We start from the raw sequence: 20,259 nt of genomic DNA, 5'->3' as shown, positions 1-20,259 counted from the left end.
GTCCCCTTGCGGGACGTAGCCGGATCGTGCGCGGCTGGGCGTTGCGGCTCTGCATTTTCTCAGCTCCAGTCCGGCACGTGTCAGCCGGACCGGTCCCGTCCGTTCACTCCCTTTCCGGGCGGGCGGAGCGACAGGCCGGCGCGTGGGCCTCTTCACTCCCAGGGTCCGTCCGCGCCGGCCTGTTTGCCTTTGCCGTATTTCTCAATGGCGGGGATCTCGCCACCGCGCAGGATGCGCCCGTGCCCGGTCGCATCGGCCGCAGACCAGTCATGACGTCGTGCGTGACCGTCGATATCGCCGGCGAGAAGGTCGGCCATCTCGACTGTGCCAGCCGGAAACTCGAGGCGGCGGCGCACACGGCCCAGGCGTTGGCGCGCGCCACCATCGACATGGCTGTGATCGACGCCACGTCACCCGACGTGCGGACCGGCGTCGCCAACCAGACCGCCACCCGCCAGCGCATGGGCAATATGTTCGGCACCTCGGTCCATCCGCAGCGGCCCTATCGCACGCCGCCCGCAATGCGGCCCGGCGCCGTGCCCGGCAGCCGCCCATGACCATCCAGTATTCGACGGGGCACCACGCTCCGGACGCAGCCCCAGATCAAGATATGGCCGCCCGTGCGGCCCATCCGGAGTCCAACCGATGACCGTCAAGTTTCGCACGCTTCGCCATTCCCTGCTCATCGGCGCTTCGGTGAGCACGCTCATCATTTCAGGTACCGCCCTCGCCCAGAGCCGTTCGGTGTTCGGCAGCCGCAGCGGCACTGCCGACCCCGCCGTCGCCGCAGCCCGCGCCGCACAGGACCAGGCCAGCCGAGCCGCCCAGAGCAACTCGGCAAGCCAGCGCGCCATCACCGCGTTCCGCCGCGCCGCCGACTCCCGCAGCGCCATGTCCGCCGCGCAGGCTGCCGCCCGCGCCGCTGCCCAGGCCGCGCAGAGCAATGTTCCGAATGGTCTCGGCCAGGGCGGTCTTCAGGTGGCGAACGGCGTGGTGTTCGGTCCCGACGGCAAGCCGATCGAGGGCAGCCTGTGGATCGGCGCCCACCGGCCCGCGCAGAGCGCGGGCGAAAAGGGCCGCACCAATGTCCTCATCGACCAGACGCAAGCCAAGGCCATCCTCACCTGGGACAGCTTCAATGTCGGCCGCGAGACAGACCTCTCCTTCAAACAGGGTGGCGCAGACTGGGTCGCGCTCAACCGCGTCACCGACGCCAGCGCCGATCCGACGAGAATCCTCGGCAGCATCAAGGCACCCGGATCGGTCTATATCCTGAACCGCAACGGCGTGATCTTCGGCGGCGCGTCCCAGGTCAATGTCCGCAACCTCATCGCCGCGACCGCCAGCATCACCAACGATCAGTTCCTTAGGAACGGCATCTACTCCACCATCTCCGGTTCCAACTATCTGCCCAGCTTCACCAATGCCGGTGGCAAGGTGAGTGTCGAGGCCGGCGCACAGATCACCACCACCACGCCCAGTTCGGTCACGTCGGGCGGCGGCTTCGTCCTCCTGATGGGCACCGAGGTCACCAATGCGGGCTCCATCACCACCCCGCGCGGCCAAAGCACATTGTCCGCTGGTGACGACTTCCTCATCCGCCGCGGCTACGGCACCAACGAGAACCAATATTCAACGACACGCGGCAATGAGGTGCGCGGGCAGATCAGCGCCAACTCCGCCAGCGGTACCGTAACAAACACCGGCATGATCGAAGCCGTACAGGGCGACATCACCCTCGCTGGCCGCGCGATCCGCCAGGACGGCGTTCTTGTCTCGACCACCAGCGTCAACCAGCGGGGCACCATCCACCTGCTCAATTCACGCGCCGACGGCGAAGGCTCGGTGACCCTCGGCAAGGGAAGCCTCACCCTCATCCTGCCCGAACTCGACAGCAAGGACACCGCGCTCGATTCGCAGCGGGATGCGCTGATCAAGGCGTCGACCGGAACGGCCCGTAACGACCCCGCGCTCGGATTCGACGATCGCTCGACCCTCACCGATCGGCTCGACCAGTCCCGCGTCGAGATCGTTACCGGCGGCAAGGTGCTGTTCGAGGGCGGGTCGCAGACCATGGCCAATGGCGGCCAGGTCTCGGTGCAGGCCGATGCCGGTCGCATCACGGTCGCGGATGGCGCCACGATCGACGTCTCGGGCACCATGGGGGTCGCGCTCGACATGGAGTCGAACTCCATGCTGGTGAATATCCAGGGCAACGAGATGCGCGACAGCCCGGCGAACCGCGACCAGAACAATATCCGCAGCCAGAATGTCTGGGTCGATGTGCGCGACCTCGTTCTGCTGCCGAACGGCACCGGCGGCTACGAGGGCGATCGCTGGTACACCAAGGGCGGCCTGCTCGAAGTGGGCGGCTATCTGGCGAACACCAAGCATCGCATCGGCGAGTGGACTGCGGTCGGCGGCACGATCACCCTGTCGGCGAAGGAAGTGGTCGCCGAGAAGGGCGCGCTGTTCGATATCTCGGGCGGCAGCCTCGATTATCAGGCGGGCTATGTCCGCTCCAGCCTGGTGATGGGCGCCGATGGCCGCATGTACGACATCCGCAACGCGCCCGCGAACATCAAGATGGTGGCGGTCGGCAATGCCTTCCTGCGCAAGCATGCCCGCTGGGGCGAGCAATATAGCGACGTCTATTCCAACACGCTCTTCTCGCGGGGGACATCGGCGCGCTGGGAGGATGGCTATACCGTCGGCCGCGACGCTGGCAAACTGATCCTCTCCGCGCCGACGGTGCTGTTCGACGGCGATATCGTCTCCGAGGTCGTCAACGGCGACCGCCAGACGATCACCCGCCCGGACGGCGTGACCGATGGCTACAAGCTCAGCCAGCACACCGCCGCCGGGGCGGGCACGCTGGCCATCGGCAAATATGATTTCCTGGGCCGCACCGACCTTTACGGCACCGCCATCCGCATCGGCGATCTTGCCAATGCCGCGCCCGCATTTGACGGCGATAGCGCGATAGCGACGGATCGGGTCGATACCGCCTGGTTCGACGCCAGCCGCCTTAGCGCGATGAAGCTGGGCAAACTCGACCTGGGTACGCGTGGGACCATCGCCATCGATGCGCCGCTGGAGATGGCGACAGGTGGCCGTATCGACCTGACCGCGCCGGTCATCGACATCGCCGCGAACATCACCGCGCGTGGCGGCGGCATCCATGCCACCAACCTGTTCACGCCGGTCGTCTCGCAGGGCACCGCGCCGCTTACCCGCGAGCTGGAACTCGACGGCAAGGCAAGCACGACGCTGCGCAAGGGCGCGACGCTCGACCTGCGCGGGCTGTGGGTCAACGCGAACGACAGCGGCGCGAAACTGTCGAACCTCGCCTGGCTGGACGGCGGCAGCGTGACGCTCGAATCGAGCCGCGACGTGACGGTGGAGAAGGGCGGCGCGATCGATGTGTCCTCCGGCGCGGCGCTGCTGGTCGATGGCAGCATGATGGGCGGGCGCGGCGGCAATGTTTCCCTGCTCGCCGATGCGACACAGAAGAATGTCTCCAACAACGGCCTGTTGACGCTGGACGGCGACATCCGCGCCTATGGCGTCGCGGGCGGCGGCACGCTGCGCGTCCAGTCCGGCCCGGCAATCATCATCGGCGGCAAGGGACTGGCGAACAAAGGTGTGCTTGGCGCGGGTGAGAAGGCGCCGGTCGATCTCGTCACGCTGGAAGAGTATGTCGTTCAGGCAGGCGAGGCGATGCCGATCGACCTCAGCTACCAGAAGACGGTGGCGTCACCGGGCGAGGCGGTGTCGGGCGTTCCACAATTTGAATCCGGCAGCGGGGTCGTGCTGCTGCGGGACTGGCAGCCGCCAGCTTACCCTGGCGTGGGCCGATTCTTTTCCGTTTCGATCTGGTACTTTCGGCCGGGCGAAACCACGATGACGAGCGTCAGGTGGAGGCCGGCCCGTGCCCCTGCGCCGGTCATTCCCACCGGATCCAAGATAATCTGGTATGATCAGGCGTTTCCATCCGGCTTTGTCGTTCCCGATGGCGTGTTTGCGGGCGGTGGCATCCCGATCACGCCGACGACGATGTCGGTCAAGGCGGGCGAAATCGTCGCCGCACCCTTCACGATCCCGGCGAACACGATCGTTCCACGCGGCACCGCGCTGGACCGCGCGGTGGCCGTTACGTCACCCGGCAAACTGGACAGGCGGATATTCTCGACGGGCTTTTCCGCCTATGAAGTGAACGGCAATCGCGGTGTCGCCGTTGGCGAGGATGTCAAGATCGACGTCGCCATGCCGGTCTATCGTTTGACGGCCAATGCCCGGACGATTGCGAGCGGTGCCGCGCCGGCCGATGCGCTGGAACTGTGGACGCCACCGCTCTATCAGGCAAACCCCGTCACCGGCATTCTGACGCAGCGGCAGGGGGCGAGTCTTGCGCTGCTGTCGGGCGGCGCGCGCGCAGGCGGCACGATCGCGATTTCCCATGGCGCGGCAATCACCGTCGATCCCGGCCACACAATCCGCCTGACGGGATGGTTGGGGCGCACGATCGTCGACGGGACGCTCAACGCCTGGGGCGGTGAGATCGCCATCGATCAGAACTATCGGCTGACCACAAGCGACCCTGCCAACGACCCCATCGCCGCCAATGGAGGCGATGCGAACGCGATCTGGATCGGCGACCATGCGGTGCTGGACGTGGCGGCGCGCGCGGCGACCGCGACCGACCAATATGGGCGGACCTATGGCGTGGTGCGCGACGGCGGCACGATCGCGATCGGCGGCGCGCTCGATTGGGAGAAAAGCGGCGCGAACTTCGCCAGCGACGCCTTCGTCATCATTCGCCCCGGCGCTGTGCTGGATGCGTCGGGCACGCATGCCCTGCTCGATTATCCGGTGCGTGGCGTGGCGAACGGGTCGCGTTCGGTCGACATGGCCAGCAATGGCGGCACCATCGTCCTTGCCTCCAATCGCGGCCTCTTCATCGACGGCACGATGAAAGCCACCGCAGGCGGCGCGGGCGCGGCGGGCGGGACGCTCGGCATCGCGCTCGAAACGCCGATCTATGCGACCACGGGTGCGAACGCCGCCGTGATGAACGCGCGCGAACTGGTCCTGTCGCAAAGCGGTGGCAGCGGGCTGGCGGCGGACCTGTCGCCGGGCCAGAGCGATCCGGCGCTGCGTTATGGCGCTGGCCGTATCGGTGTGGACCAGATCGAGGCGGGCGGCTTCGACAATGCCTCGCTGCTGGTCAATGGCGTGCTCTCGTTCGACGGCGGCGTGAGGCTGACCATGGCGCAGAGCCTGCGCCTCTATGCCGGCGCCTATGCGTTGTCCGACAGTGCCGACGATGCGGCGCGCGTCTCGCTTGCCGCGCCCTATGTCCTGCTGGCCAATGTCAGCACGGCGCCGAGCACCAATAATGGCTATGTCATGCCGCTGGTCCGCTTCGGCGCTGGCGACAGTAACGCAAAGACGCCGTCGCGGGAAAGCGACGCCGTCTTTGCGGTGACGGCGGGCCTGATAGACCTGCGCGACCGGGTCGGTTTCGGCGTGAGCGCGGTTGCAAGAGACAGACCGGCCAACGGCAATGTGACCATCGACCGGCGCGGCTTTGGCGAGGTGAGCCTTACCAGCAGCGGCGACCTCAGGCTGCTGCGGTCCATGGACGGAGGACTGCAGTCGACGGCACTCATCACGCGCGGCGACATCTCGCTGACGGCGGCGCAGCTTTACCCCGTCACGGGCGCATCGACGATGATCGCGGCTGGCGCCATCGATACGCGCGGTTCCAGCAGTAGCGGATGGAATCCCGATGCGGTGCTGACCATCGCGCGCACGGCCGGGACGAATGCGGTGGCCCCGCTGTCGGTGTTCGGCACGCTCACGCTGGCCGCCCCGGCGATCGAGCAAGGCGGCGTGGTGCGCGCGCCGCTGGGTCAGTTGAACATCGGCTATAACACCTATGTGCTTGGCGACGGCATTGCGCACCCCGGCTCCACCGTGCGCTTCCTGCCGGGCAGCGAGACGTCGATCAGTGCGGCGGGCATAACCTTGCCTTATGGCGGCACGGTCGACGGCATCAAATATTTCTATAACGGCAAGGAAGTGCTGCTGAAGGACGCAAGCGGCCTCATTAAGACCGCCGTGCTGTATCAGGACATCAACATCGCCGGTCTGGAGATCGATGTTCAGAAGGGCGCGGTGCTCGACCTGTCAGGTGGCGGCGACCTGCTGGGCAGCGCGTTCGTCAGCGGGCGCGGCGGTTCGGTTGACGTGCTGAACACCGCCTTCGCCAACGTCAATCCGGGCTATACGTTCAGCGATCCGGACAATCAGGTCTATGCGATCGTGCCCGGCTATGCCGGTTATGCGCCCGACGCCCCGGATGCGGGGGCGGGCGATCCGGCGATCGGGCGGCAGATCACGGTTCCTGATGGCGTGCCGGGGCTTCCGGCGGGCACCTATACGCTGATGCCCTCGACCTATGCGCTGATGGACGGCGCGTTCCGGGTGGAAATCGGCAAGGCCAGCCCGACGCTCACCAAGGTCACGGCGATCGATGGAATGACGTACAGCGCGCCAGGCACGCTGAGTACGCTCGGCACGTCGCAACGCAACGCGCTGCCCAATGCGGTGTTCATCACGCCCGCCAAGGCGGTGCGCAGCTATTCGGGCTATAATGAAACCAGCTATAATGCGTTCGTGCTGGCCGATGCGGCACGGCGCGGGGTGCTGCGCGCGCCGCTGACCGGCGACGCCCGGTTCCTCAACATGGTCTTCGACGAAGGCGCTGGGCGTGGCGAGCGTGCCGCGCTGACGTTCGAGGGCAAGGCGCTGTTCGCGCCGGACGCCAAGAGCGGCGGCTTTACGGGCGGCGCGACTGTCTCGATGAAGATCACCAAGCCGTTCGCCGACTCCGAACTGGAAATCATGGCGAAGGGCGCGAGTCCCAGCGGCACGGCGGGGATCGTGGGGGCCTCCCTCTACGCCGATGCGCTGACGGCGATCGGCGCACCCAGCCTGTCGATCGAGGGCTATAGATCGAAGCTGATCCTGCGGTCGGGCACGACGCTGTCAGCGGGCGAGGTCGCTGTGCTGTCGAGCAACGATCCGTCCACTCTCAGGATCGGCGGCGGGATCGTCGTCGAACAGGGCGTGACGATCGACACCGTCGGCAAGGGTAAGGTCAGCCGCGGCGCGGACGATGGCTATGTGCGTAATGTGAAAACCGGGCTGATCCTCTCCAACAGCGATCTCAACGTCCGGCTGACCGGCGAAGCCGGTCCCGCGATCGAGATCGGCACCTGCGCGAGCGGCGCTTGCACGGGCGAGACGCGGCTCGTCTCCGAAGGCTCGATGGCGCTGGCGACCACCGGCAGCTTCCAGATCGCCGACACCGTGCGCTATGGCACGCGCAATCTGGTGATCGCCACCTCCTCGATCAACTTCGGGGAAAATGGCGCGATCGCCGATGCGGGCGCGGCCGGGGCGCGGCCGCCGGGCCTGACCATCAACCAGACCGTCCTCGACACCCTGCTGCGCGGCAACAGCGCGATCAACGCGCCAGCGGTGGAAACGCTGCGCCTCAACGCCAGCCAGTCGGTCAACATCTATGGCGCGGTGACGATCGACACCGGCAGCACCGGGGCGTCAGGCCCGGGTCGCCTCGTGCTCGGCACGCCGGCCATCTACGGCTATGGCGCAGCGGGCGATACGGCGGTGATCAAGACCGGCGAATTCGTCTGGGCGGGCGTCATGGACGGCGCGGCCGCCGCCACCCCCGGCGCGGCGATCGCCAGCCGGCTCGGCCATGGCGCGCTCGACATCCTGGCCGGTCGCATCGCGGTGGGCCATGGCGTCAATGTAACGCCGCAATCGACCATCGTGACCGACCGCCTCGTCGCCGGTTTCGACGCGCTCAACCTCACCGCGTCGGAGCGCGTGCTGTTCGAGGGCAGGAACCGCATCGGCGTCTATCAGGCGCAGGGCGGCTATGTCGCCGACAAGGGCTTCAGCTATTCGGGCGGGGCGCTGACCATCACCGCGCCGCTGGTCACCTCGGCGGCGGGCGGATCGACCATCGTCAAGAGCGGCGGGGCCATCCGGCTGGTCGCGCCCGAAGGGGCGGCGGCGTCAGACCATGACGCGCTGGGGGGCGAACTGCGCTTCGCGGGCAGCGACGTGCTGGTCGACACGACGGTCGCGCTGCACAGCGGCAAGCTGGGTCTGGAGGCGAGCGGGGCGATCGATCTGGGCGCGCGCTCTCGCATCGACCTGTCGGGCCGCGAGATCGCGATGTTCGACGTGAAGAAATATAGCTGGGGCGGCGATCTCAGCCTCGTCAGCGGCGCGGGCGACATCACCCAGCGTACCGGATCGGTCATCGACCTGTCCGCCACCAACAATGCCGGCGGAGCGCTGGAGGCGGTGGCGCTGGGGACGGGCGCAGGGACGGTCGATCTGGCCGGGTCGATCCGCGGCGCCGCGAGCGGCCAATATGACGCGGGCGGCACGATGGTGCCGTTCGACGCCGCCGAACTGTCGATCGAGGCGCGGCAGGTGACGGACTTCGCCGGGCTCAACACGCGGCTGAACAGCGGCGGCGTCACCGGCGCGCGGCGCTTCCACATCAAACAGGGCGATCTCGTCGTCGGCGACGGCGTGAAGGCGCGGCGGGTGGAGATCTTCACCGATGGCGGCAGCCTGACGGTGAACGGCCTGATCGACGCCAGCGGGTTCCAGGTCGGCTCGATCCGGCTGGGCGGGCGCGACGGGCTGACCATCAACGGCACGCTCGACGCCCATGGCGCGGGCGTGCGGCGCGACAGCTATGGCAAGGTCATCGAAAGCCCCAACCGGGCGATCATCGACCTGACCGCCAGCGACGGGCGCATCTCTGTCGCCGGCGGCGCGCGGATGGACCTGCGCTATGGCACGGACACACTGGCGGATCAGGCGCCGCTCGGCACGCTGACGTTCAATGCGCGGCGGCTGGGTGTGAACAACGCCGATATCTCGGTGGCCGGGACGCCGGGTATCAACGGCGCGAAGCTGATCGCGGTCAACGCCTTCCGCAGCTATGACGACGCGCCGCTTGCCACCAGCCCGGACGTGACCGGCAACACGCCGCAGATCGTGACGCAGGCCTATCTGGACGCGATCGATCTCGACAGCCAGGCGTTCATGGCCGCCGCGCTGGGCAATGGCAACCTGTCGGGTCGCCTGTCCGGGCTGGGGGTCTATCATCTGCGGCCGGGGGTCGCGATCACCAGCAATGCGACGACCAACCCGGCCGGCAACATCGCGGTGATGGGCGACCTCGACCTCTCCGGCTATCGCTATGGCCCCAACGCCAATCGGAGCGATCCGGCCCTGCGCGGCTATGGCGAGCCGGGCGCGCTGGTCATCCGCGCGGGCGGCACGCTCAGCATCCATGGCAGCATCAATGACGGCTTTGGCCTGCCGGTGGGCACTCCTGATGATGCCAATAGCTGGGTGCTCGCAGCCTATAAAGGTTGGGACGGAACCGGCGGCAATGTGACGCCTTTCGGGCAGGAAGTGGTGGTGCCGATCGCGGGCGTCATTCTGGATGCGGGCACGAAGTTCTCGGTCGGCGTGACGTTGAATTACGACGCCCCGATGAAGGACATGACGCTGCCAGCGGGCACGGTGCTGCCTGTGGAGGCATCATTGGCCGCCGCGATCAGCCTGCCGGCCGGAACGGTGCTTGCTGCCGATATTCTCAATCCGGATGGTAGCATCGCGCATGCGGCGGGAACCGTGCTGTCGGAAGATATAACCCTGACAGCAGGGACGAAGCTGGGCGCTGGCACACGGCTGGTCGGCGCTACACAGATTGGCGCGATTGTCTGGCCAAAGGGCGTGGCGTTGCCGGTCGCGATGTCGCTGAACGAAGCGCTCCCGCTGGCCATCGGCTCGGTCATTCCATCCATGACGGATGTGAAGATCGTTGGCGGCTCCATAGAGTTGCGCCCGACAGTGGACGGTCGCCAGGGCCGCAACTGGGCCGTGGCGCCGATGCTGGGCGAAGGATCGACATCCTGGGACATGCGTCTGGTCGCGGGCGCCGATCTCGACGCGGTCGATACCCGCATGATCCACAAGGGCACGTCGGGCAATTTGACGCTGGCCGATACACACACGGCTGGAGTGCTGGAGGCAACGCCCGGCAGTGCGACCTTCACCGATGCGGTCGTGAATTTCCCTCCCGGCGGGTTCTATCTTCCGGGTGATCCCGTTCCTGCGGGTGCAATGTTCTACTGTTCGGCCTACCCCGGGATCTGCTCGATTTCCGCGGGATCGACCGTCTTCAAGCCCGAACGTCCATTGATGAGCGTGGTGCGCACAGGCACAGGCGATCTCGACCTGATCGCGGCCGGGGATGTGCGCGTGCGCTCGCTCTACGGCATCTATACGGCGGGCGTGAACACCCGGTCCGGCGGCGATGATGCACGGTTCAACCAGCCGCGCAGCCGGTTCAACGACGGGACGGTGCTGGGCGCGACGAACGCTACCCTGGAACCGCTGCTGGCCGATTATCGGGCCTGGTATCCCGACCATGGCGGCAATCTGCTGGTCAATGCCGGTGGCGCCATCGTCGGCGATCAACTCGGAGATGTCGATGCGCCCTGGCCGGGTGTCGCCCTCTATAACAGCGGCGATGTCGGCAACTGGTTGTGGCGTCAGGGCACCGGATCGGCGGTGCGCGGCGATGGTTCGGTTCCCACCGCCTGGTGGATCAATTTCGGTACCTACGCCGTGACGAACAAGCCACGGAACGATCTGGCCAGCGTCATCGGCTTCACCGGCTTTGGCGCGCTCGGCGGCGGCAATGTTGCCTTGCGCGCCGGGGGCGATGTCGGCGCGATCGACGCCATAGGTTCGGCAATCGCGCCCGATCAGAACATGGCCTATGCCCGCAGTCAGGCGTTGGTGGTGGTCGTGGGCAGCACGGGCCGCGTCCTCGACAATGGCGATGGCGTCACCAACGCCGCCGACCTGCGGCTGACCGGTGGCGGGGATATCGACATGCGACTGGGTGGCACATGGAACCCGAATGCGTCGGCGACGCGGCATGTCCGTGGCAATGCGGTCAAATTCGGGGAAACGAGCCAGTTGAACGGCGCGCTGGTTGACCTGCGCGGCAGCGTTCAACTCGACAGCCGCGGGGTCGGCACGATCGGCCTGACCTACGGCAATGTCTTCAGCACTACCGCCCGGTTCGTGACCGACCCCTTCACGGCGACGCTTGGAACGCCAACGGGCGGCATCGCACTGACATTGGGCGACGCTGCGTCCTATCTCAATACGCGCGACGATCTGGTGCTCGGCATCGCCGAAGATGCGGGGCGGGCGCGGCAATATAATTCCGCCGGCTACAGCTATGACGGCACGACCTATCTGGCGGGCGGCGTGACATGGTTCACGCTCTGGACGGAGCACAGCGCGGTCAACCTGTTTTCGGCGGGCGGCAATCTGACGCCGCGTCAACTCAATCTGGATGACGTCAGGACCATGGACGGGCAGATCGTCTATCCCTCCATCCTCCGCGCCGTCGCGCCCAATGGCAGCCTCTATTATGGTCTGGTGCCGGAAACGAACAACCTGCTGCAGGCCGGAGCGCTGGCGCGATCGCTGCTGCTTGCCCCTTCACCATCGGGCGCCCTTGAGTTGCTGGCCGGTCAGTCGATCTATGCGAACGGCCATAGCGTGAACATGTCTGCTGCCAATGTGGCGTTGCCGACACCGCTCGACCCGGCGTTCGCCGCCTGGGAGACAAATTATCTGGGCCAGCTTTATACGCCGGTGTTCAGCAACGGATCGGCGGTTGGCCAGAATGTCTATGAGACGGGCACCGGCACGAGCCCCGATCTCGGTGTCCTCGCGAACAGCGGATATGATTTCCCGTTATTCGCCTTTGGCGCCCCAGGCATCCTCAATGGCATGGTCGGCAAAGGGCGCGACCCGGCACGCTTCTATGCCGTCAATGGCGACATCGTGGACTTCAGCACCGGCGAGAAGCTGATATTCACCCGTAGCCGCCTCGCCTGGTATGAAGGGGGGGGCCCGGTCCGTATCCGGGCCGGCCGCGACATATTGGGGTTGGGCAGGGCATCGGACGAAAGCCGGACAATCGGATTTGGGGAAGTCATGTCGGCGTGGGCCACCGGCAGCCTGATCGTGCATGGCGACGCGAACGACGTGTCGGTGATCTCGGCGGGGCGCGACATTCGCTACGCCAATGTGGAGATTGCCGGTCCGGGCGCGCTGGAAATCAGCGCAGGGCGCAACATCGTGCAGGAGGATCGCGGCCTCGTCACCTCGATCGGCCCGATCGTGCGCGGCGATTTGCGGCCTGGTGCCGGCATTTCGATGACCGCCGGGGTGGGCGCGAACGGCCTCGACTATAGCGCGATCCGCAATAGCTATCTCGATCCGGCCAAGCTCGCCGACCCGGCTTTCCCGCTCGCCCATGCGAACAACCGGGGCAAGGTCGCCAAGGTCTATGGCAAGGAACTGGTCGCATGGCTGGGCGAGCACTATGGCTTCACCGGCTCTGCGGAAGACGCACTGGCCTATTTCGACGCCCTGCCGGTCGAGAACCGGAACCTCTTCCTGCGACAGGTCTATTACGCCGAACTGCGCGAAGGCGGGCGCGAGTATAACGACGCCACCGGCCCCCGCTTCGGAAGCTATCTGCGCGGGCGCGGGATGATCGCCACCCTGTTCCCGGACAAGGACGCGGCCGGGAAGGCGATCGTCCGCACCGGCGACATCACGATGTTCGGCGGGTCGGGGGTGCGCACCATCGCGGGCGGGGACATCAGCCTGCTCGCGCCGGGCGGGCAGATCGTGCTGGGCGTGCAGGGCGCGGTTCCGCCCTCGACGGCGGGCCTCATCACGCAGGGCAATGGCGACATCAGCACCTACAGCAAGGGCAGCCTGCTGCTCGGCCTGTCGCGCATCATGACGACCTTCGGCGGCTCCGTCCTCGGCTGGTCGGCGGAAGGCGACATCAATGCCGGGCGCGGCGCCAAGACGACGATCGTCTATACCCCGCCACGCCGCACCTATGACAATTACGGCAATGTCACGCTGTCGCCACTGGCGCCGTCGAGCGGCGCGGGCATCGCCACGCTCGATCCCATCCCGGAGGTCAAGCCGGGCGATATCGACCTGATCGCGCCGCTCGGCACGATCGACGCGGGCGAGGCGGGCATCCGCGTGTCGGGCAGCATCAACCTGGCAGCGCTTCAGGTGCTCAATGCCGCGAACATCCAGGTGAAGGGCAATGCGTCGGGCATCCCGCAGGCAGTGGTGGTCAACACCGGCGCGCTGACCGCCGCTTCGGCGGCGAGCAGCGCCGCCGTGACGGAGGCGACGCGCCTGGCCGAGCGGTCACGCCCCGCACCGATGCGCGATATCCCTACGCTCGTAAACGTCCGCTTCCTCGGGTTCGGCGAGGATTGATCATGGACCGGGACCAACTTTGCCTGACCTTCCCGCATCCTGAAGCAGCGGAAGCGAGTATCTAGAATGACCGCGACAGATGAGAATTTGAACGGGCGGCGGGGTGGCGATCGGGCAACGCCGGTCGCCGAGCGTATCGACTATGAGATGACGGACGGATTTGTCGGTCTGCTGGAGCAGCTTGGCTGCTCGCTGATCATCAGCAGCTATCAGGCCAGCGCAGTCATGATCGTCGGCAGTCTGGGCGATGGCCGCCCGGTTCAGTCCTTCGCCCATTTTCCGGCGGCCATGGGCCTCGCGCTCGACGGGGACCGCCTGGCCGTGGCGATGCGATCGGAAGTCGCGATCCTCTCCAACGTGCGCTCGCTCGCGCGGACCAAGCCGGGCGCGGAGAATATTTATGGTGGCTATTTTGTGGTGCGGCAACGCCACGTCACCGGCGAGAGCGCGATCCATGACATGGTGTTCGACGGTCCGGACGTGATCGCGGTCAATACAAACTATAGCTGCCTGTGCCGGCTGGACGGCTTTCACAATTTCACGCCGATCTGGAAGCCGCCATTCGTGTCGGCGCTTTCGCCCGATGATCTTTGCCATCTCAACGGCATGGCGATCGAGCAGGGCAGAATCCGCTATGTGACCGCACTTGGCCAGACCGACACCCCGCGCGGCTGGCATGCGGGTCGGTACAAAGGGGGCGTCGTGCTGGAGGTGCCGGGTGGGCGCGCGGTCGCCTCCGGCCTGTGCATGCCGCATTCGCCACGCATCATCGCCGGCCGCCTGTTGCTCACCGAGGCTGGCATCGGCGCGATCGTCGAGATCGACCGGGCGACCCGCAAGAAGCGGGTAATCGGCACGCTGCCGGGCTTCGCGCGCGGGTTGGCGGAACTGGGTGGCTATCTGTTCGTGGGCTTGTCGCTGCCGCGCGGCGTCCAGCCGTTCAAGGATCTCCCCGTCGCCGCGAGCGGCGAACCGCTGATGTGCGGTGTCGCCGCGCTGCGCGCCGACACCGGGGAAGCGGTGGGCATGCTCACTTATACGGGCGGTTGCACCGAGATACACGACATCCAGATCACCACCAGGGCGCGGGTGATGGGCATCAGCGATCTCGACGGAGACGCGACGCAGACGGCGATCGATCTGCCCGACATCGGTTTCTGGTCCACGCCCAGAAGCGCCGCGCCTGCAGCCGCCGCATCAAGCGCTTCATACATTCAGGAGTTCAACCCATGACCCGAGACAGCGCGCAGGGGAAGCATAGGCTCCCACTGTTCTACAACGCGGTTCAGCCGCTTCATTCGTCGGTCCATGCCCATTGGCGCCTGAAGGATGGCGATGCGCGCTTTGCCGCGGACAGTCCCTTCATTCCGATCGTAGCGGGAGAAGTGGCGGCGGCGATGCGCGACTATCCGGTCGTGTTCGCGGCCGACAGCGCGCAGCCGGTGGCGATCCTGGGTCTGGATCGCCGCAACCTGTTCGTCGAGGCCGGACGCTGGTCACCAGGCGCCTATGTGCCGGCCTATGTGCGCCGCTACCCTTTCGCGTTCATCGCTACCGCCAATCCCGACGGCTTCGCACTGGCAATCGATGCCGGCTCGGAGCGGGTCGCGCAGGATGGGACGGATGGCACCGCGCTGTTCGAGGACGGGCAGCCGAGCGCGCTCACCCGGCAGGCGCTGGAATTCTGCACCGCCTTCGGACGCGAGGTTGAGATCACACAGATGTTCACGGCGGCCCTCAAGGAGAAAAACCTCCTGATCGACCGCCGCGCGGACGCGACCTTGCCCGACGGCAGCACATTCGGCCTCGCAGGCTTCCAGATCGTCGACGCTGAGAAATTCGCCGCGCTCGACGATTCGACGATCGTCGCGTGGCAGCGCCAGGGTCTGTTGGCGCTGGTGCATTTCCATCTCGCCTCGCTGGATCGCTTTTCAATCCTGCTGGAGCGTCAGGCCGTGCACACTGCAATCGCGCAAACGTCACCCGTTGATGTTTCGGATGCGCCGGAGGCGAGCACCTCCATGGCAGCGAATGCGCCCGCCTCCACCGCCGAGCCCCGTCAGACGGAGGGCATTATTCCCACCGAAGACACCACCGCCTCCGCGCCCCTCGAGACCATAGCGAAGAAAGCCTGATCCGATGAAAGCCTTCCCCAACCTCGCCTCCGCTTTCCTGATTGCCGCCACCGCCGGCACGCCCTTTGCCTCCACCGCCTTCGCACAGACGGTCGGGGCCGTGCGGACGGGGACAACCGCCACGTCTCCGACCCCACCGCTCGGCGGGCCTGTGGTGCCCGGTCTATGCCTGCTCTCGCGCGAAGCGATCTACGCCAATGCCGCGGTCGGCAAGGCCGCCTCGGCGCGCCTCAATGACCTGACTCGCGCGGCGCAGGCCGAGATCGATGCCCAGCGCCCGGCGATCGAGGCCGAAGCGAAGGCGCTCGAAGGGCAGCCCGACAACGCAGCCAACAAGCAAAAGCGCGAGGCGTTGGCCAGGCGCTGGCAGGCATTGCAGCAAAAGGCGGCGCAAACCAGCCGCGAGATCGAAGCAACCCGCACCAGGGCCTTGGAGCGAATCGCCAATGAGGCACAGCCGGTGATCGCGCAGGTCTATGGCCAAAAGAAGTGCGGCCTGCTGTTCGACCGCGGCACCGTCCTCGGCGGCAATTTCGCGAACGACCTGACGGCCGATGTCGTCCGCGCGCTCGACGCGAAGATCCAGACGATCAGCATCGAACGCGCACGCCTGCCGGCCCAGCCGACCGCCGGGCCGGCGCGATAGGATAACGTGCTGACGATCCTCTTGCTGGTGCCGGGCGACGTCCTGTCCGGTGTTGTCGTCAACTGCTTTATGGCGGCCCTCATTCTCGGCTGGCCACCTGCCGAAGCCGCGCGGAGCGTCGATTCGGAGCTGACCGGCATATCATTGCCGGTCATGACGCGTCCCAGCCGCGGACGGACCTGCCATGGCAGCCATATCCGTGACGTGCCCAGCCGACGTTTCTTCGCCGACGGCCACCCTGTGAACCGGATCTCCCCCAATCCTGTTTGGAGCCAACGCTATGAATGACAAGGCCCCGCTCCCCCTTGCGCATCTCGCCCGCTGGGTCACGGCCTTCGCGGGCGCAGGCCTTGTGGCGGCCGCACCGGCGAACGGCCGGGTGGTCGATCCCGCCACCGCCCCGGTCGAATGGGTGCATTATGCGCAAGGGGCGACGGCAGTGGTCATGCGCCTGCTCAAGGCGGATAACGAGGTCGCGGTGCGCCTTCGTGCCTATCTCGACCAGACCAGACCCGCCCCCGGTGAGCCGACCGCGCCGCTGGTCCTCAAACTGTGGATCGACCGCGATGGCGCGGTTTCGCGCGTCGATTTCACCCCCTTCGTCCATCCCGAGCCCAACGCTGATTTGCGGAGCCTGATCGTCGGCCAGAAGCTCGATGGTGCCCCGCCCCGAAATATGCTGCTGCCGCTACGCATCGCTGTGCAACTTGCTGCAGCCAGTGCCGAGTTGCCGGAACCATCACCGGCACTGGCACCGTCGCGCAGCAATCCGATCTGAGACTCGCTGGCGATGATGGTTGGCTATATCGACTGTCCGAGACCGCGTTCGAGCCGGTAACGAGCGGGATACTGCTGATCCCGCGGGGCTCGCACCTGATCGGCCGCTGTGACAGTGTCGCGGCGTTCAGATCGAATCGCGTATTGCTGGTCCAGCAGCGCATCATCCTGGCATGCTGCCGGTTTGCCGGATACCGAGATGGGCTCATTCAAGCTACGCCATTTCCGGTCTCGCGACCGATGGGGCTTCTTCCACTCGTGAGGGTTCCGAACCCTTGCGAACATGGACCGGCCAACGCTTCTTGGCCAGGCGGCCATCGCGCATATACAGCGTTCCGCCCAACGACAGCAGCGCCTTGGACCGCGATCTGGGTTACGAACGCACGGCATGAGCCGGGCCGCCACAAATGATGATTGGGGCAAAGATGGGAAATAGCAGTTTCAAGAATAGCGCTCGGTTGACCTGCAACGCAGGATTGAGCTTTGCCGCTTGGCCGCTTTCCCGGCGCGGCTGGCATGTGACGCCAACAATTCGCCATGCACGCGGGTCGGACATGCTTGTTACCGATGCCGATAAGGTTCGAAAATTTGGCGTCCAGTCGAGGGCGCTCAGCAAGCGCCAAGCCGCTTCGCTCGGTCGCGATCTGACCGCGCTTCGCGCTGAATGGTGGATCATCACGATCCACGCCAATTCCGATAATCCCGTTTGCTATATCCTGACGATTGACGAGGTTCGGAAACTGGCATCGCAGGACAAGGGCGGACAGCAAGCCTACTGGCTTGAGCCGCGCGACTATGATCGCGACGAATATAGGGATGCATGGGAAAGGATCGGTTTGGCGCCCGCTGCCTGATGCCGTCAGCACCATGCGCTCTTGGACCTTGGCACTATCATGACGGGGCAATCGCCGGCGGCCAGCGAAAGTACTGAAAAATGTGTCAGACGGCACCGGCAAAGGCCATAAGGGCCGCCAAGGGATGGCTTGCTAGCCATCTGTTCCGACGAGAACATATTGGTCGGGGCGACAGGATTCGAACCTGCGACCCCCACACCCCCAGTGTGATGCGCTACCAGGCTGCGCTACGCCCCGACCGAGGGGCGGCCATTAGGCGGGTTTTCCGTGGGATGCAAGCCTTGATGTTGAGATACTATGCCCCCCACATTCGGGGCTCCATTGCGCCTGCCCGCCTGCGATGGTAGCGGGCAGGCCATCCGACATGGGGGCTGCTCGATCATTCTGGTCGAAGGGTGCCCATGCCCATTCAGCATAGACGGGTCCGAATGTTCATTCCCTTCACCGCCCAGGCCGCAACCGGGGTCGCCGCATCGAGCGGAGCCGCCTCGTTCCTCAGCCTCGCGCCGCTGCTTCTCGTCTTCGTCGTCTTCTATTTCCTCATGATCCGCCCGCAACAGCGCCGGATGAAGACGCTGCAAGCGTCGATCGAGGGGGTCAAGAAGGGCGATCAGGTCACCACGGCGGGCGGCATCGTCGGCAAGGTGACCCGCGTGGAGGACACGCTGGTCGAGGTCGAGATCGCGCCGAACGTCCGCGTTCGCGTGGTCAAGTCGACGCTGACCGACGTGGTCAATCCCAACGCCAAGCCCGCCAACGACTGACGCGCGCGATGCTGGATTTCCCCCGCTGGAAGGTCGCTTCCATCGTTGCCCTGTTGGCGGCCCTGTGCCTGCTGGCGATTCCCAGTTTCCTGCCGGAAAGCGTGACGGACAAATGGGGCCCGATCCCGCATCCGCGCGTCAATCTGGGCCTCGACCTGGCGGGCGGCAGCTATCTGCTGCTGGAGGCGGACACCGCCGACCTCGCCAATTCGCGTCTGGAGACGATGCGCGACCAGGTGTCGACCGAGATGCGGCGCGGCAATCCGCGCATCGATATCGGTGACATCTCGACGCGCGACGGCCAGCTCAGCTTCATGCTGCGCGACCCCAGCCAGGTCGACGCCGCGCGCGAGCGGCTGCTGTCGATCACCGGCGGCGGGGCGGGCATGACCGGCCAGCGCGAATGGGACATCCAGGTCGTCGACACCTCGCGCTTCATCCTGAAGCAGACCCAGGCCGGGCTGAACCAGGCGATCGACACCGCGATGAAGGACGCCACCGAAGTCGTCCGCCGCCGCATCGACGAACTGGGCACCAAGGAGCCCACCATCCTTCAGCAGGGCAGCAACCGCATCGTGGTGCAGGTGCCCGGCCTCCAGAACCCGCAGGCGCTGAAGGATCTGCTCGGCAAGACCGCCAAGCTCGAATTCAAGCTGGTCGACACCAACGCCAATCCGGCCGATCTCGCCAAGGGCAATGCCCCCGCAGGCAGCCAGGTCCTGTCCTATCCGGGCAATCCGCTGGGCGCGCCAGTGATCGCGGTGAAGCGGCCCGTCATCATCTCGGGCGATCAGTTGATCGACGCACAGCAGACTTTCGACCAGCAGACCAACGCGGCGCAGGTGGCGATCACCTTCGACGCGCAGGGCGGTCGCAAGTTCGCGCGCATCACCCAGGAAAATACCGGCAAACCCTTTGCGATCATCCTGGACAACAAGGTGATCTCGGCGCCCAACATCAACGAACCGATCCTGGGCGGGCGCGCGTCGATCAGCGGCAACTTCACCGTCCAGACCGCCAACGAACTCGCGATCGCGCTGCGTTCGGGCAAGCTGCCGGTCAATTTGAAGGTCGTCGAGGAACGCACCGTCGGTCCCGATCTGGGCGCCGATTCGATCCATGCCGGCGTCCTCGCCTCGGCCATCGCCGCGATCGCGGTGATCGTGTTCATGACCCTCACCTATGGCCGGTTCGGCATTTATGCGAACATCGCGGTCGTCATCAACGTGCTGGTCATCCTGGCCGTCATGGCGATGCTCAACGCCACGCTGACGCTGCCCGGTATTGCCGGGTTCGTGCTGACCATCGGTACGGCCGTCGACGCCAACGTCCTGATCAACGAGCGTATCCGCGAGGAACGGCGACGCGGGCGCAGCGTGGTCCAGGCGGTCGAGCTGGGCTATAAGGAAGCCAGCCGCACCATTTTCGAAGCGAACGTGACCCACGCCATTTCGGGCCTCATCATGCTCGTGCTCGGCTCGGGCCCGGTCAAGGGCTTCGCGGTCGTGCTGCTGATCGGCATCGTGACCAGCGTGTTCACCGCCGTTACCTTCACGCGGATGCTCGTGGTGCTGTGGTTGCGCCGCGAAAAGCCCAAGACCATCAATATTTGA

Annotated in this window: 10 protein-coding genes and 1 tRNA gene; 10 read left to right on the top strand and 1 reads right to left on the bottom strand. The window is 66.1% G+C overall.

The window, feature by feature from the left end; genetic code table 11:
- Nucleotides 1–281: 281 nt before the first annotated feature.
- The 8 genes from RN629_RS05285 (at nucleotide 282) to RN629_RS05250 (ending at nucleotide 17,882) form a co-directional block, all read left to right on the top strand.
- Nucleotides 282–557, top strand: a complete 276-nt coding sequence (locus RN629_RS05285; RefSeq protein WP_407034227.1) for a hypothetical protein — start codon at nucleotides 282–284, stop codon at nucleotides 555–557.
- A gap of 88 nt (nucleotides 558–645) precedes the next feature.
- Nucleotides 646–13,470, top strand: coding sequence for a filamentous haemagglutinin family protein (locus tag RN629_RS05280; RefSeq protein WP_407034226.1), 12,825 nt, complete (start codon nucleotides 646–648; stop codon nucleotides 13,468–13,470).
- A 66-nt stretch (nucleotides 13,471–13,536) separates the two neighbouring features.
- Nucleotides 13,537–14,703, top strand: a complete 1,167-nt coding sequence (locus RN629_RS05275) for a TIGR03032 family protein (protein WP_407034225.1) — start codon at nucleotides 13,537–13,539, stop codon at nucleotides 14,701–14,703.
- Nucleotides 14,700–15,605, top strand: coding sequence for a SapC family protein (locus tag RN629_RS05270; RefSeq protein WP_407034224.1), 906 nt, complete (start codon nucleotides 14,700–14,702; stop codon nucleotides 15,603–15,605). Before RN629_RS05275 ends, RN629_RS05270 begins: the two co-directional genes overlap by 4 nt.
- A gap of 4 nt (nucleotides 15,606–15,609) precedes the next feature.
- On the top strand, nucleotides 15,610–16,251 hold the full coding sequence (locus RN629_RS05265) for an OmpH family outer membrane protein (protein WP_407034223.1): 642 nt from the start codon (nucleotides 15,610–15,612) through the stop codon (nucleotides 16,249–16,251).
- 6 nt (nucleotides 16,252–16,257) lie between these two features.
- A complete protein-coding gene (locus tag RN629_RS05260; protein WP_407034222.1) occupies nucleotides 16,258–16,539 on the top strand; it encodes a hypothetical protein in 282 nt (93 codons plus the stop codon).
- Entirely contained in the window at nucleotides 16,532–17,029 is a 498-nt protein-coding gene (locus RN629_RS05255) for a hypothetical protein (protein WP_407034221.1), read from the top strand. Before RN629_RS05260 ends, RN629_RS05255 begins: the two co-directional genes overlap by 8 nt.
- 406 nt (nucleotides 17,030–17,435) lie before the next feature.
- Nucleotides 17,436–17,882, top strand: a complete 447-nt coding sequence (locus tag RN629_RS05250) for a hypothetical protein (RefSeq protein WP_407034220.1) — start codon at nucleotides 17,436–17,438, stop codon at nucleotides 17,880–17,882.
- Nucleotides 17,883–18,042: 160 nt separating this feature from the next.
- Here the strand turns inward: RN629_RS05250 and RN629_RS05245 are convergent.
- Nucleotides 18,043–18,119: transfer RNA gene (locus tag RN629_RS05245), tRNA-Pro, on the bottom strand.
- 191 nt (nucleotides 18,120–18,310) lie between these two features.
- Between RN629_RS05245 and yajC the strand changes: the two genes are divergently transcribed.
- Nucleotides 18,311–18,646 (top strand): preprotein translocase subunit YajC, encoded by a 336-nt coding sequence (gene yajC, locus RN629_RS05240; RefSeq protein WP_407034219.1) that lies wholly within the window; start codon nucleotides 18,311–18,313, stop codon nucleotides 18,644–18,646.
- Between the two features lie 8 nt (nucleotides 18,647–18,654).
- Nucleotides 18,655–20,259 carry a protein translocase subunit SecD gene (gene secD, locus RN629_RS05235; RefSeq protein ID WP_407034218.1) on the top strand — a complete coding sequence of 535 codons (1,605 nt, stop codon included), beginning with the start codon at nucleotides 18,655–18,657 and terminating at the stop codon, nucleotides 20,257–20,259.

This window comes from Facivitalis istanbulensis, from assembly GCF_040560405.1.
Classification (GTDB): Bacteria; Pseudomonadota; Alphaproteobacteria; order Sphingomonadales; family Sphingomonadaceae; genus Sphingomonas; species Sphingomonas istanbulensis.
This window is presented reverse-complemented; position numbering and strand designations above follow the sequence as displayed.